Raw genomic sequence first — 13,957 nt, 5'->3', positions numbered from 1 at the left:
ACCCCGTCTATGCCATCGTCGGCGGTTGAATACTGTTGGTCGGCTTCATCCCCGCCCTGAAGGACAAGGCTTTCGCCTCGAATTTTCCGTAATCGGTCAGTCCCAATTGTGGTCTTCTTCTCGGCTTACTTCCTCCTCGAGACACGATCGCAGCCACTCGTAGTGCTCGTACACCCGTCGCTCGCCGGCGTCGGTCAGCGCGTACACGTCGTGGATCCCCTCCGTGCGCTTCTCGACGAACCCCGCGTCGACCAGCGCCGACAGCGAGCCGTAGAACGCTTTGGGCTCGAGCCGATCGTCGTAGTGCGATTCGAGATCGGATTTCAGTTGCTGGCCGCGCATCTCGCCGCCGGCCGCCAGCAGGACGCAGATGTCCCGTCGTCGGCCGCTCCGGAGCCACTTCACCATGGGGCGGGATCGGCGGGGCAGCCGCTCGAAGGTTCCGGTTCCGACTGCGCCGGGCAGCCGATCGTCACGCCGGCCCGCGCCGTACCCGATCGATCGCCGCCCACGCGAGCCCCCCGGCGATCGCCGCGGCGAGCAGGAGTCGAGCCCCGAGTTCGAGGCGGGCGGTGCCGTCCGGCCGCAGTTCGTGGCGGAAGAGCACCCAGCCGTCGCCGCCGACGACCACGTCCCCGGTGCCGACGACGAGGGCGTGAAAGACCAGCGCGCCCAGCGTCGCCGTGCCCAGGACGAGGGTGCCGACGGTCCCGGAGACGATCGACGCGAGCGCGTCCCAGCGGGGGCCGTGATCGCCGGCCGCGTCGGGAGCGCCGTAGATGGCGACCCCCTGTGCGTCGCCGCGGGGGAGTTCGGCGACTCGAACGGACTCCGGATACCGTGCCAGCGCGGCGGCCATCCGGAGGTCGCCGACCGATCCGGCGGCGTTCGCGGCGAGCACGACGACGACGAGCGTAGAGGAGAGGATCGTCATCGCGGCAATCCCGGCGGCCGTGATACAGACGAACGGGGCGAGCAGGGCGACGAGCAACTGGTTTCGCGTGTAGCTCGTTCCGCCCGTCGCGGCGTAGGCGTACGGCAGGAGGAACGTCGAGACCCCGACCCCGAAGGAGGGTGCCCCACCGTACCGGGTCATGAACAGGCCGTGGAGGAGTTCGTGGAGGACGACGACGAGCGCGACCAGAGCGAGCGCGACGACGAGCCACCCGAGGACCGCCGACGGCGCGACCGCGGGGACGACGATCGGCTCGAACGGCTCGCCGCGGATCGCCCCGCGAAGCCGGCCGAACGCGTACGCGAAGCCGAAGAAGGCGACGACCGAGACGACGATCGTCCGGGCGGCGATCGGCCGCGTGGGGCGAAAGGTCGCGATCGGCCGCGGCTCCGGGGCCGCATCGGACTCCGTCGCTGTCACGCCACACACTCTCGCGGGATCGAAAAAAGTCGTATCGGTGTCGGTCGCTCCGTCCGGACCCGCCCTGACCACTGGTCGTCCGTCGCGTTGCCGGCTGCCGAAACCGACAGCTTCCCGGTGTTCGATTCCCGACTATCGGCCATGAGCGACGACCAGACCGCCGAGGCGAACGGAATCCGGGCGACCTACGAGGAGACGGCGACGGAGCGGGTCCTCGCGTTTCGATCGACCGACGAGTCGACGCGCGCCAGCGGGACCGCCGCGATCGCCCAGAACGTCGAGGGCTACGCGATGCTGAAAGTGCGTCCGACCGCGGACGGCGACGAACTCGAGCGCTACTACGGGTTCGACATGGCGCTCGATCACGCCGGCGAGTTGCTGGGGGTCTCGCCGCACGACCTCCCGGTGCCGCCGGCCGCCGAAGATATGGGCATGTGAGAGCCGCCGATCGGGCAGTTCCGACGAACCGTCGTCGAGCGACTCACGCGACGATCGCGTACGTGAGCAGGAAGCCGAAGTACAGCAGGACGAGACCGCCGAGGACCTGGAGGCGGAAGCGTCGTACGGCGGCGCGCTCCTCGCGGACGGCTCGTTCGAAGGCCGCGCGCTCGCGATCGGAGAGCCGATCGGGGTGAGTACGGCCGCCGTGGAGCCGTCGGAGGCGTCGATCGCGGAACGGCTGCCCGCAGTACGGACACCGCTCGGCCGACTCGCCGCCGGGGTCAGCCGTCGGAACCGGGGAGGACGCCACGCGGTCGGTCTCGGTGTTTCCCGTCGCCACGATACCCTGACGGACGGGACGCGCGATCATGGCTGTTGGGGCGGCGTTCGCTCGGTGCAAGCCGGGTCCGACGAGAATCTCGGATCAACCCGGGATTGACGACAGGGGGAGCCCCCAAAAGCGAGACGAATAAATAGCCGGAGCCGAAGAATCCAAACGAGAACAGCCGTGACAACCGAGTCGTTCCCTCGTCCGATCGGCACGCACCGACGGTTTTCAGCGCTGCTCGCGACGACCGCGATCGGCGTCTACCTCCTGTTGATCGTGGGGGCGACGACGTCGCTGACGAACGCGGCGTCTGCGTGTTCGACGTGGCCGACCTGTCACGCGCCGACCGATCCGCTCAGCCAGACGCAACTCGCGATCGCGTGGGGCCACCGGATCGCCGCCGTCCTCGTCGGTCTGCTCGTCGCGGCGACGGCGTTCACCGCCGCGCTGGGCGACGTCTCCCGTCGCGTCCGGACAACGCTGCTCGCGGGGGCGTTCCTCTACGTCGTCCAGGTCGGCGTCGGTGCCGTGACGGCGACGGTCGGTCCCGCCGCGATCGCACCGGGACTGCACCTCGCGCTCGGTCTCGTGATCTTCACGGCCGTCGTCCTCGCGCTCGCGTGGGATCTCGAACTCGCGACCGGCCGGGAGAACGACGCCATCGAGCAGCCGGAGCCGATCGCGGACCCCGCCGCTCCGGCAGCCGAACGGACGCTGCCCGCGGGACGGCTCGCTCGCGCCCGGCTGACCGCGTTCGCGTACTTCAAGATGATGAAGCCCCGACTGATGTGGCTCCTCTGTCTCGTCGCCGCCGCGGGGATGGCCCTCGCCGCGGGACCGGCGTTGGACGCCGCCACGATCGTCGCCACGCTCGGCGGCGGCGTGCTCGCGATCGGGGCCTCGGGGACGTTCAATCACGTCCTCGAGCGCGACGTCGATCGGCAGATGTCGCGGACCTCCGATCGGCCCCTGGCGACCGACCTCGTGCCGGTCCGGAACGCCTTGCTCTTCGGGCTCTTCCTGACCGCGGCGTCGATGACCGTCTTCCTGACGATCAACCGGCTCGCGGCGGCGCTCGGGTTCGCCGCGATCCTCTTCTACAGCGTCGTCTACACGCTCCTCCTCAAGCCGAACACGGTCCAGAACACGGTCATCGGCGGCGTCGCCGGTGCGTTGCCCGCACTGATCGGCTGGGCGGCGGTCACAAACGAGATCGGACTGCCGGCGCTCGCGCTCGCGGGCGTCATCTTCCTCTGGACGCCGGCGCACTTCTACAACCTCGCGCTGGCGTACAAGGACGACTACGCTCGCGGCGGCTTCCCGATGATGCCCGTCGTTCGCGGGGAGACGGAGACCCGGAAACACATCGTCTACTACATCGCGGCCACGCTCGTCGGGACGATCGCGCTCGCCTGGCTCACCGACCTCGGCGCGCTGTACGCCGGGACGGTCGCGGTCTTCGGCGGGGTCTTCCTCTGGGCGGCCGTCCGCCTCCACTTCGAGCGCACCGAGGCCGCGGCGTTCCGGGCGTTCCACGCCTCGAACGCCTTCCTCGGAGCGATCCTCGTCGCGATCCTCGTCGACGCGCTCGTCCTCTCCGGCCCGCTGCTCTGACTCTCCGACCCGCTGCTCTGACCGGGGACCGTCCGTCGCGCGCCGGAATCCGCATCCCTAACAGTGTCCAGTTCGTACCCCCAGTTGATGCACCGCCGTTCGTTTCTGACCGCCGCCGCCACCGGAGCGACCCTCTCGATCGCCGGCTGTACGGCGCTCTTCGAGGCGTCGCTCCCCGACGAACTCGAAGGGACCGATCCGGACTCCGACCAGCTCCCGACCCCGTCGATCGGCTCCGGGCCCGTTCCGATCGACGCGTACGTCGACTTCGCCTGTCCGCACTGTCACGACTTTCACGAGGACGTCCTTCCCGAACTCGAACGTCGTGTCCTCGAGGCCGACGAGGCGAGCTACCGTCACCGCGACTTCCCGCTGCCGGCCGGCGATCGGTCGATCGCGATGGCCAACGCAGCACGGGCGGTCCAGGCGGAGACGAGAACGGACGACGACCCGGCCGGCGCGTTCTTCACCTACAAACTGGCCGTGATCGACGCCGACGACCTGAGCGACGACGGATTGGCTACGATCGCGGCCGACGAGACCGACGTCGAGGCGACCGTCGTTCGCGACGCCCTCGACGAGGGCACGTACTACCCGACGCTCGCGGCCGACTGGCAACGCGGGGACGACCACGGCGTCGCCGAAACGCCGACGGTCCTCGTCGACGGGGACGAGGTCGACGACCCGTTCGACGCCGACGCGATCGTCGAGCGCGTTCGGGATACGGCGTAGCCGTCGCAGTCGTCCGTGTCCGCCAGCCGAGGCGGACCCGCCTGCGGCGGTCAGGTCAGTTCGGACGCCGACTCGACCGCGTCGATCGCCTCGTCGTCGCCCGCGAGGAGGAGGCTGTCGTCGGCCTCGAACTGGAACTCGGGCGGGACGTCCCGCAGGATCTCGCCCGATCGCTCGACGCCGACGAGGATACAGTCCGTGTCCGGGATCTCGGTGTCTGCGAGGGACTGCCCCGCGAGGTCGTCGGCGTCGAACCGGACGACCTGTAGCTGGCGATCGTAGGAGAGGATCTCCTCGCGGAGGACGTCGAGCGCGAGCAATCGGCCGCTGATGTCGGGGAGGCTGAGGACGTAGTCGCCGCCGGCCCGCCGGACCTTGCTCTCGTTTTCCGAGTCGTTCACCCGGACGACGATGTCGAGGTCGGCGGCGAGTTCGCGGGCGACGAGTACCGAGAGGATCGCCTCGTCGTCGTCCCCGATCGTGACGACGTACGCGGTCGCCGTCTCGAGGTCGGCCTCCCTGAGTACCGACTCTCGGGTCACGTCGCCCACGACGTCGACGTCCTCGTCGTCCTCGACGTCGATGACCGTGCAATCGATCTTGGCCGATCGGAGTCGGTCCCGGACCGTCGAACCGACCTCGCCGTAGCCGGCCACGACGACGCGTGAGTCCTCGGGACGGGCGGGGGCAGTCCGGGCCTCGAGGGCCTTCAGTTGGGCCTCGCTCCCGGCGAGGAGCAACACGGTGTTCTCGTCGATCACGAGGTCCGGCGAGGGGGAACTGACGAACTCGCCGTCCGTCCAGAGGCCGGCGAGCGACACGTCGTCCCTCTCGAAGATGTCCGTCTCGGCGAGCGACTGGCCGCAGATCGGACTCTCGTCGTAGACCGTCACCTCGACGAGGGAGAAGTCCCCGCCGAGACTCGTCACGTCGCTCAGTCGCGGGTCGATCTCCGCCTGTATCCGTTCGGCGATCCGCTGTCCGAGCAGGTGTCGTGGCGTCACGACGGTGTCGGCCCCGGCGTAGCGCATCGGCCGCTCGAACGTCAGGTCCCTGCTCATGACGGCGATTCGGATCGATTCGGAGCGTTCCCTGACCGCCAGCACGACGCTGGCTGCGATCTCGTCTTCGGTATCGATCACGACCGACGCGGCCTCGTCGATCCCTGCCCGAACGAGCGTCTCGACGGCCGTGGGGTCCCCGTGGACGACCGACACGCCCGCCTCGTCCAGTTCCAGGGCTTCCGTTTCGTCTTCGGCGACGACGACGTAGTCGACGCCGCGGGCCTCGAACTCGGAGACGAGCCGATCGCCTCGCGGCGAGTAGCCACAGACGACGACGTGGTCGGTCAGGTCCGTCGTCCGGGGAACGTCGGGAGAGAGCGTCTCTTCGAGGATCGGCTGGAAGACGTAGGGCAGGACGATAAACAGGATCAGGAATGTGCCGAGATCCATCGCCATCACGAACAGATTCGCGAGGGGTGAGTTCCACGGCGAGTCGGAGCCGTATCCCGTTCCCGTGACGGTCTCGACGACGACCTGCGTCGAGTGGAAGTAGGTCGTCGATCGGCCCTCGACGGCGACCATGAGGTAGTGATACAGGATCGACGTGAGGAAAATGAGGACCAGGATCCCGCCGATCGTTTTGGCCGCCCGCCGTTGCCAGCGCTCCATGTACGAGTATTGAACAGCCGGCTACTGAACCTTTTTCGACGGCTTCGGGTACCGGCTCGGCGGGCGTTGCTTCGCAACGCTACTGTCCTCGTGTCGACCGTCGGGCGCTCACCTGGCGACTTCGATGAACCGGTTGACGGTCTCGTCGCTCCCGGCGACGATGAGGGTGTCGTCTTCCCGGATGGTGAACTCGGTCCCGAGGTTGGTCAGTAACTCGCCGCCCCGTTCGGCGGCGACGACCGTACACCCGAGTCGTGCACGAATGTCGGCCTCGCCCAGGCTCTGTCCGGCGAGTTCCGGTGCCGTCATGCGAACGATCTCGAACTGCGTATCCGGCGTCAGGACCTCCTCGCCCTCGAGTAACAGCGAGGAGAGGATTCGACCCGTCACCGTCGACAGCGCGAGGACGTACTCGGCACCCGCCCGATAGAGTTTCCGGACGCTTTCGGTCTCGTTGGCCCGGGCGATCACCTCGGTGTCGGGAGCGATCTTCTCGAGGACGAGCGTGGCGTAGATCGCCGCCGTGTCGTCGTCGAGCGCGAGCACGATCGATCGGGCGTTCTCGACGCCCGCAGCGGCGAGTGCGTCCGGGTCCGTGACGTTCCCGACGACGTCGACGTCCGGCTCGTCGACGCTGTCGATGACCGTGTGCGGGACGTCGGCGTCGTCGAGCGTTTCGCTGACGGTGCGCCCGACTTCGCCGTATCCGGCGACGACCACGCGATAGGAGCCGTCGCCGGACGGCGAGATCGTTCGCGAGGTCAGTTCCGTGAGCGTCTCGTGGGAGCCGGCGACGAGCAGGATCGTATTTCCGTCGATGACCGTCTCGGGGTCCGGTGCCGGCTGGAATTCGCCGTCGAACCAGGCCCCGATCACGTTGACGCCCAGCCGGTCGCGTATGCTCGACTCGGCGATCGTCCGGCCGGCGAGATCGCTGTCGCGCTCGACGAGGAGTTCGGTGATCTCGAGTTGGTCGCCGAGTTCGATCGTCTCCTGGAGTTCTGCGGTCACCGATATCGTGGCTTTTCCCGCGAGGCTGTGTCCGAGCACCTGCCGCGGCCGAACGACGTCGTCCGCGCCGGCGTAGCGGTGGTAGGTCGCGACCTCCCGGTCCTCCGCGACGCTGATGATCCTGACGTCGTCGCGGAGTTCCCGTGCCGTGAGGATCACTTCGGGATTGGCCTCGTCGGAGACGTCGACCACCAGGGCGCGAGCGTCGTCGACGTTCGCCGCCCGGAGGGTCTGTTCTTGCACCGGATCACCGAGCATCGCGTCGATACCGTCGTCGACGAGATCCATCACCGTCTCCCGATCGGCGTCGATGAAGACGGACGGGACGTCCGCGGCCTCGAGTTCGTTCCTGAGCACGTCTTCGCGTTCGGTGTGCGAACAGATGATGACGTGGTCGGTGAGATCGGTCGATTCCGGCGGTTGCGTCGCGAGCGCCTGCTTGAAGAGCGGGACGACGACCAGCGGCAGCGCGAGGAAGACGAGCAACACCCCGCTGAGATTCATCAGGATCACGATGAGGTTCATGGGCGCGCTCGTCCAGGAATCCGTGTCGCCCCCGAACCCGGCGGTCGTTAGGATCTCGACGACGATCTGTACCGACTTGATCAGCGATCGATCCGTCTCCTCGAACGTCGCCATTCCCCACTGGTAGAGGACGGCATAGAGGAGGATCAGCCCGAATACGGGGACGAGCGAAATCGCGATGCGTCGCCACCACGTATTCATTGTCCCCGTATAGCAACTGGAGGTTATCTAACCTGGCGATTCGACGACGGCTCGGATCGCGTCCAGCCGACGATTCGATCGCACATCGAGGCGCGTCGATCGGATCGAGCCGTGAGACCGGCCCGGGAGCAGTCCAGAGCCCGCCTGCGCGCGGCGGGTACGGACAGATCGGGAGGCCCTGGTTGGCACACATTGAGACGTGGTCATCGCCTTCGAGGTTTGAACGGACGCACGTACGCGGTCGACGTCGCCGACGATGGACGGATCGTCGTCCACAGGCAGTCGTGAAAAGCGCGGCACACAACGACTCGTGTGCGGTGACCGACGGGGCACGGAGCGGACACCAGCCCGATCGATCGGGGGACTCGGTCACCGGAACGACGGCAGCACCTCCTCCTCGTAGAACTCGAGCGCGAGTTCCTGCTCGGGACCGATCTGGTGGACGTAGACGTGGTCGTAGCCGGCGTCGATCGCCCCCTGGACGCTGTCGATGTGGGCCTGCGGGTCGGGATCGGTGACGGTGCTGCCCTCTGCGACGTCCTCCTTCTCGACCATCTGGACGGCCTGTTCGAAGTGGGCGGGCGTCGGCAGTTCCTGCGTGAGTTCGCCCGGGAGCGCGCCGTTCGGCCAGTTCTCGTAGACCGTCTCGATCGCCTCGTCCTCGGTTTCGGCGTAACAGACGTCCAGTTGCGTGTATTTCGGTCCCTCACCGCCGGCATCCTCGTACGCGTCGGGCACCGCCTCCTGCGGGCCGACGCTCCAGAGGCCGTCGCCGCGCTCGGCCGCCCACTGCGCCGTCTTCGGGCCGAACGCGCTCACGATCGTCGTCGGCTGGTCGTCCGGGCACGTGTAGAGGCGGGCGTTCTCGACCGTGTAGTGGTCGCCGTGGTAGCTCGTCGTCTCGCCGGTCCAGAGCCGGCGCATGACGTCCATCGCCTCGTCCAGCATCTCGAGTCGGACGTCGTGTTCCGGCCACCGCTGACCCGTGACGTGCTCGTTCAGGTTCTCGCCGGTCCCGACGCCGAACGTGAACCGATCGCCGAGCATCTCGTCGACCGTGGCGACGGCGTGGGCGACGTTGACCGGGTGGATGCGCATCGTCGGGCACGTGACCCCGACGCCGACGTCGATCTCGTCGGTCATCGCCGCGATCCCGCCCAGCGTCGACCAGACGAACGGCGACTCACCCTGCGCGGAGATCCACGGGTGGAAGTGATCTGAGATGGAGACGAAGTCGAAGCCGACCTCCTCGGCGTGGCGCGCGTTCTCGACGAGGGTCTTCGGTCCGTGTTCTTCGCTCGAGAGGGTGTATCCGAGTTCGACCATGGGAGGATCGGACGACGATCGGCGGCCTAAGGATTGGCCCTGCGACGGCAGTCACGCGATCGGACGGTCGGCCGACCGACGGAATCGAACCCCTTACCCGCCACGCGTGGCTACCGGCCCGTATGGAAGCCGTGGTCGAGGCGGACGACGTTCGGAAAACCTACGGCGAGACGATCGCGCTGTCCGGAGCCTCCCTCTCGGTCGAGCCCGGCGAGGTCTACGGGCTGATCGGACCGAACGGGGCGGGGAAGACGACCCTCGTTCGGGCCCTGACCGGGACGACGGAACCCGACGACGGGACTGTGCGGGTTCTCGGCGAGTCGCCGGCGACCGTCGATCGGCACCGGCTCGGCGTGCTCCCCCAGGCGTTCTCGCCGCCGGACCGGCTGAGCGCCCGCGAGCTACTCGCCTACTACGCCGGCCTCTACGACGAGGCCCGCGACCCCGACGCGGTGCTGGCGGACGTCGGGCTCGCCGACGCCGGCGACACGTGGTACGAGAACCTCTCCGGCGGCCAAAAGCGCCGGGTCTGCGTCGGCGCGACGCTGGTCAACGACCCCGACATCTGCTTTCTCGACGAGCCGACGACGGGGATCGACCCCGCCGGCAGACGGACCATCTGGGACCTGATCGAGGATCTCGCCGCCAGCGGCACGACCGTCTTGCTCACCACCCACGACATGGCCGAGGCCGAGCGACTCGCCGATCGGGTCGGACTGCTCGCCGACGGCTCGCTCGTCGCCCAGGGGACGCCCGGGGCGCTCGTCCGCGAGCACGGCGGACCGAGTCGCCTCACGATCGAGACGTCGGCCGACCCGTCGGCGCTCGAGGACCTCGCGTTCCCGGTCGACGCCCGCGACGGCGCGCTCGTCGTCCGCGACGTCGACCCTGCCGAGATCGGGGCCGTCGTCGACGTTCTCGACGATCGCGGCGTGGCCTACACCGGCCTGACGTGGGCCGAACCCGATCTCGAGGACGTCTACCTCGCGCTGGCCGACGACGCCGAACGCGCACGGACGGATCGGACCGGCACTGCCGCCGGCCTCGCGAGAGCGGGTGAGACGGCGTGACCCGACTGGGCCGCGTCGGGGCCGAGACCGGGGCCGGGTGGCGATCGTTCGTTCGTCGTCGGACGGCGGTCTTCTTCACGTTCTTCTTCCCGGTGATCCTGATCGTCATCTTCGGCGCGCTCGTCCGGACCGATCCGACGGGCGAGGGACTCTTTACGGAGCCGCCGGCGTACTACGTTCCTGGCTATCTCGCCGTCGTCGTCCTCTTCACGCCGCTGTCGCGGATGGGGAGCGAGGTGGCGCGCCACCGCGAGGGGAACCGCTTCGAGAAACTCGCGACGACCCCGCTGACGCGGGCCGAGTGGCTGCTCGCCCAGACCGTCGTCAACGCCGTCATCATCGGCCTCGCGAGCCTGCTCATCCTCGGCCTGGTGATCATGCTGACGGGCGCCGAGATCGTCTTCTCGCCGCTGCTCGTCCCGTACGTCCTCGTCGGTGTCGTCTGTTTCAACGGCGTCGGCGCCATGCTCGGGAGCTACACCGACTCCCAGGACGGGGCCATCGCCGCCAGCAACGCGATCGGCCTTCCGCTTCTGTTCCTCTCGGAGACGTTCATCGCCCTCGACCAGTTGCCGGGCTGGTTCGAGCCGCTGGTGAACCTCTCGCCGCTCACCTACTTCGCCCGTGGCGTCCGGTCCGTGACCTCCCCCGACGCCGGAGTCCCGGCGGTCGCCGGCCTCGATCCCGCGCTGGCGAACCTCGCGATCCTGGCGGGGCTGGCCGTCGTCGCGTTCGCGCTCGGGGCCCGATCGATCCCGCGAACGGATTGATCCGGTCTGTTGTACCGATCTGCTGGTGCAACTGCGACCGCCTGCGGTTGCACCGGAAACGACTTCCAGTAATCCGTACGAGGTGCGCCCCTCCAGCGGGCGACGATTTTTCGAATCGAGAAGTAGAAGCCGCGTCGTCTTTCGAGCGCGCGGTGTCGGTTTCAACATGTAATCCCATAATGTAATATAAAATAGACTTTCTAGAATCTATTTGAGTTGTTCATATAATTTCTGTCTCGTTGCATCCATCGAACGCGCGGGTCGTATACTTATCACACGGTGAAATACGTCGCATCCGAAATGTCTCGACAACGTGACCGTACGAACCGGCGAACAGTACTGAAGGCGTTCGGTGCGACCGCGATCGGTCTCGGTGCGGCGAGTTCCGCGGCGAGTGCAACTGCGGGAGACGGCGGCCGTAGTGGGCGGCTAGAACTGGTCGGCCACACCACGCTCGGGGCGCGCGACGGGGCGAATACCCACGGCGCCGTCAACGAAGACCTCGACCTCGCGGCGGCGGGATCGTTCTACCTCGGCAACAACGAATTACGGATCATAGACATCTCGGATCCAACCGACCCGGAGATGGTGTCGACGATCGGCACGGATCCCGACGGCCACTCCACTGACATCCGAAACTCGGACATCCACCCCACGAAACCGTGGGTGGTCACCGCCAACGAGGGCAGCGAGGACGCCGGTTGGGCGATCGTCGATGCGAGCGACAGAGAGGATCCAGAACTCATCGGCCCCTTCACCGTCGACGGGGCGTCCAGCGGCGTCCACAACGTCCAGACCTTCGGAGACGATTACCTCATCACGGCGGGCCACGGGCGCGGTATCGTGGTCTACGACATCTCCAATCCCGAGGATCCCATCGAGGTCTCGGACTACCCGGCCGGCGAGGACGGGGCGCACGCCGCGCACGTCCAGGGCGACTATGCGTACCTCGCAAGTCGAGATACTGGTCTGGAGATCCTCGACCTGAGCGATCCCGCGAACCCACAACTGGCCGCTACGTTCGACTACGAGGAACACCAGGACGAGACCGAAATGCATCTCGGGCACGCCCATCACGCGGTCCCGCACCCCTCGAAGGACCTCGTCTTGCTCGGCGAAGAGATCGGAACGGGCGAACCCGGCTACAAGCACGTAATCGAGTATGACCTCAACACCGGCGAGACCGAACTGTTGTCGTCGTTCCAGTTCCCGCAGCACGCCAACCAGACCTCCGAAACGGTGTTCTGGTGGACGGGGCACTTCTCGGACTGGGGCGTCGGCGACCAGGAGGACGTCCTGTTCAGCGGCGACTACAAAGCCGGCGTCCAGGTGTTCGACCTTTCGGATCCCGAAGACCCCGTGCGCATCGACCAGTACATGCCGACCGAGGGTGTCGGTGAGGTTCGGCGGGAAGATCCGGCGCGTCTGGACTTAGTTGACAGCGTTCCGTTCACGTGGGGTGCGGAAAGCTCACTCGCGGGAGACAGCGGGCGCGTCTACGTGTCCGACGCCACTACCGGGTTCTACGTCTTCGAATTCGAGGGCTACTGAGAGGTGACCGACGATGGTACGAGAGCCAACACCGTCACGACGAACCGTTCTCGGATCGCTCGCCGCTGCCGGCGCGATCGGGAGCCTCGGAGTGGCAAGCGCCGCTCCACCGGAGGCAAGAGACGATCGGCTACGGGTGTTCGGCGAACAGACCGTAGCAGGCGCGACTGAGGTCGTCACGCAGAAGAACCTCGCGTTCGTGGCGGCCGAGAACAGCCTCGCCATCGTCGACTGGAGCAATCCGGGCCAGCCCGAACTACTCGTCGACACAGAGGTTCCAGGCGTCGGCGTCTGGGACGTCAAGGTTGACGGCGACCTGCTCGCGATCAGCAGCCAGGGCGCCGAAGAACACGATCACGGGAACGGCGGTGACGGGGGGAGCGATCTGCCGGAAGACGAAATCGGGACGCACTTCTACGACGTCAGCGAACCGACCGATCCCGAGTTCCTGAGCACGTGGACGGAACTCCCGGAGGGCGTCCACAACCACTTCCTCGACGGTGACGTGGCGTACATCTGCCGGGAGGCCCCGTTCGACGACAGCGCGCTGAAGATCGTCAACGTCAGCGATCCGACGGACCCGACGCTGCTCTCCGAGTGGCGCGTCGAGGATGAACGCCCGGAACTCGACCAGCCGACTAACTTCCTGCACGACGTGTACGTGCAGGACGACCTCGCGTACCTCGCGTACTGGGATGCCGGTACCCGGATTCTCGACGTGAGCGATCCGACCGATCCGGTGGAAGTCAGCGCGTTCGGCGAAGCGCCGGACGCCGACGAAGACGTCGAGTATCCGTCCGCGGAGTGGGCGGAACGGGCGCTCCTCCCGCCGGGCAACTCCCACTACGTCCAGCCGACTCCCGACGGTAATTACGTACTGCAGGGCGCGGAGACGTTCCCCGGCGGACTGATGGATGACCCCGATAACGACGACTACGGCGGCATCAAGGTCTTCGACGTCACTGACTTTGACGATCCCGAGATGGTCACTCGGATCGATCCGCCGAGCGTAGACGTGTTCCGCACGTCGCACAACTTCGATGTGACCGCGAACCGCCTCTACACCAGCTGGTACGATGGCGGCGTTAGGGTGTTCGATTTCACCGACCCGGTGAATCCGGAGGAACTCGCGAGCTACCGAACCGAGGATACGTCGTTCTGGACGGCCGTCCACGGTCGCGGGTTCACGATCGCCAGCGACATCGACGGCGGAATCGTGTTCCTGCACGATGATCGCGGCGCGAAGCGGGCACCGTCCTTCGAGGGTGCCGTCGCCGGCGGCGGGGGCCCCGGTCCGAACGATCACGCGCGGCCGAGGTGATCGTCCCGAGGACGATCAT

General features: G+C 67.3%; 13 protein-coding genes. 7 read left to right on the top strand and 6 right to left on the bottom strand.

Annotated features, from left to right (window positions below; all coding sequences use genetic code 11):
* Positions 1–96 precede the first annotated feature (96 nt).
* Positions 97–408 (bottom strand): PadR family transcriptional regulator, encoded by a 312-nt coding sequence (locus tag AC6I6X_RS17160; RefSeq protein ID WP_497931743.1) that lies wholly within the window; start codon positions 406–408, stop codon positions 97–99.
* Positions 409–472: 64 nt separating this feature from the next.
* The gene (locus AC6I6X_RS17155) at positions 473–1,375 is read right to left on the bottom strand and encodes a DUF3267 domain-containing protein (protein ID WP_497931742.1); all 903 of its coding nucleotides are present in this window, start codon (positions 1,373–1,375) and stop codon (positions 473–475) included.
* Positions 1,376–1,516: 141 nt separating this feature from the next.
* Here AC6I6X_RS17155 and AC6I6X_RS17150 point away from each other — a divergent pair, with 141 nt between their 5' ends.
* On the top strand, positions 1,517–1,813 hold the full coding sequence (locus AC6I6X_RS17150; protein ID WP_497931741.1) for a DUF7111 family protein: 297 nt from the start codon (positions 1,517–1,519) through the stop codon (positions 1,811–1,813).
* A gap of 43 nt (positions 1,814–1,856) precedes the next feature.
* Here the strand turns inward: AC6I6X_RS17150 and AC6I6X_RS17145 are convergent, their stop codons facing one another.
* Positions 1,857–2,156, bottom strand: coding sequence for a DUF7410 domain-containing protein (locus AC6I6X_RS17145; protein ID WP_497931740.1), 300 nt, complete (start codon positions 2,154–2,156; stop codon positions 1,857–1,859).
* 168 nt (positions 2,157–2,324) lie between these two features.
* Here AC6I6X_RS17145 and AC6I6X_RS17140 point away from each other — a divergent pair, with 168 nt between their 5' ends.
* Together AC6I6X_RS17140 and AC6I6X_RS17135 are read left to right on the top strand one after the other, a co-directional pair.
* Positions 2,325–3,758, top strand: a complete 1,434-nt coding sequence (locus tag AC6I6X_RS17140) for a heme o synthase (protein WP_497931739.1) — start codon at positions 2,325–2,327, stop codon at positions 3,756–3,758.
* An 87-nt stretch (positions 3,759–3,845) separates the two neighbouring features.
* Positions 3,846–4,490, top strand: a complete 645-nt coding sequence (locus AC6I6X_RS17135) for a DsbA family protein (RefSeq protein WP_497931738.1) — start codon at positions 3,846–3,848, stop codon at positions 4,488–4,490.
* A 50-nt stretch (positions 4,491–4,540) separates the two neighbouring features.
* On the opposite strand, the gene AC6I6X_RS17130 is transcribed toward AC6I6X_RS17135, so the two are convergent.
* The 3 genes from AC6I6X_RS17130 to AC6I6X_RS17120 all read right to left on the bottom strand — a co-directional run bounded on the left by AC6I6X_RS17130 (position 4,541) and on the right by AC6I6X_RS17120 (position 9,226).
* Positions 4,541–6,163 (bottom strand): potassium channel family protein, encoded by a 1,623-nt coding sequence (locus AC6I6X_RS17130; RefSeq protein ID WP_497931737.1) that lies wholly within the window; start codon positions 6,161–6,163, stop codon positions 4,541–4,543.
* Positions 6,164–6,271: 108 nt separating this feature from the next.
* Positions 6,272–7,900, bottom strand: a complete 1,629-nt coding sequence (locus AC6I6X_RS17125; protein WP_497931736.1) for a potassium channel family protein — start codon at positions 7,898–7,900, stop codon at positions 6,272–6,274.
* Positions 7,901–8,269: 369 nt separating this feature from the next.
* Positions 8,270–9,226 (bottom strand): TIGR03557 family F420-dependent LLM class oxidoreductase, encoded by a 957-nt coding sequence (locus tag AC6I6X_RS17120; RefSeq protein ID WP_497931735.1) that lies wholly within the window; start codon positions 9,224–9,226, stop codon positions 8,270–8,272.
* Between the two features lie 122 nt (positions 9,227–9,348).
* Between AC6I6X_RS17120 and AC6I6X_RS17115 the strand changes: the two genes are divergently transcribed.
* The 4 genes from AC6I6X_RS17115 to AC6I6X_RS17100 all read left to right on the top strand — a co-directional run bounded on the left by AC6I6X_RS17115 (position 9,349) and on the right by AC6I6X_RS17100 (position 13,938).
* Positions 9,349–10,296 carry an ABC transporter ATP-binding protein gene (locus AC6I6X_RS17115; protein WP_497931734.1) on the top strand — a complete coding sequence of 316 codons (948 nt, stop codon included), beginning with the start codon at positions 9,349–9,351 and terminating at the stop codon, positions 10,294–10,296.
* Positions 10,293–11,066 carry an ABC transporter permease gene (locus tag AC6I6X_RS17110; protein ID WP_497931733.1) on the top strand — a complete coding sequence of 258 codons (774 nt, stop codon included), beginning with the start codon at positions 10,293–10,295 and terminating at the stop codon, positions 11,064–11,066. The genes AC6I6X_RS17115 and AC6I6X_RS17110 overlap by 4 nt, the downstream gene beginning before the upstream one ends.
* A 300-nt stretch (positions 11,067–11,366) precedes the next feature.
* Positions 11,367–12,617, top strand: coding sequence for an LVIVD repeat-containing protein (locus tag AC6I6X_RS17105; protein ID WP_497931732.1), 1,251 nt, complete (start codon positions 11,367–11,369; stop codon positions 12,615–12,617).
* Positions 12,618–12,630: 13 nt separating this feature from the next.
* Positions 12,631–13,938, top strand: coding sequence for an LVIVD repeat-containing protein (locus AC6I6X_RS17100; protein WP_497931731.1), 1,308 nt, complete (start codon positions 12,631–12,633; stop codon positions 13,936–13,938).
* The last annotated feature ends 19 nt before the right edge of the window (positions 13,939–13,957 follow it).

The organism is Halosolutus sp. YCN4 (assembly GCF_059736495.1).
Note: the sequence above shows the minus strand (reverse complement) of the source record. Positions and strands in the feature narration are given on the sequence as shown.

Bases quoted from the DNA above. Each gene is read 5' to 3' on its own strand.
- AC6I6X_RS17160 (WP_497931743.1), bottom strand. From the start codon at position 408: ATGGTGAAGTGGCTCCGGAGCGGCCGACGACGGGACATCTGCGTCCTG.
- AC6I6X_RS17150 (WP_497931741.1), top strand. From the start codon at position 1,517: ATGAGCGACGACCAGACCGCCGAGGCGAACGGAATCCGGGCGACCTAC.
- AC6I6X_RS17135 (WP_497931738.1), top strand. From the start codon at position 3,846: ATGCACCGCCGTTCGTTTCTGACCGCCGCCGCCACCGGAGCGACCCTC.
- AC6I6X_RS17130 (WP_497931737.1), bottom strand. From the start codon at position 6,163: ATGGAGCGCTGGCAACGGCGGGCGGCCAAAACGATCGGCGGGATCCTG.
- AC6I6X_RS17125 (WP_497931736.1), bottom strand. From the start codon at position 7,900: ATGAATACGTGGTGGCGACGCATCGCGATTTCGCTCGTCCCCGTATTC.
- AC6I6X_RS17120 (WP_497931735.1), bottom strand. From the start codon at position 9,226: ATGGTCGAACTCGGATACACCCTCTCGAGCGAAGAACACGGACCGAAG.
- AC6I6X_RS17115 (WP_497931734.1), top strand. From the start codon at position 9,349: ATGGAAGCCGTGGTCGAGGCGGACGACGTTCGGAAAACCTACGGCGAG.
- AC6I6X_RS17105 (WP_497931732.1), top strand. From the start codon at position 11,367: ATGTCTCGACAACGTGACCGTACGAACCGGCGAACAGTACTGAAGGCG.
- AC6I6X_RS17100 (WP_497931731.1), top strand. From the start codon at position 12,631: ATGGTACGAGAGCCAACACCGTCACGACGAACCGTTCTCGGATCGCTC.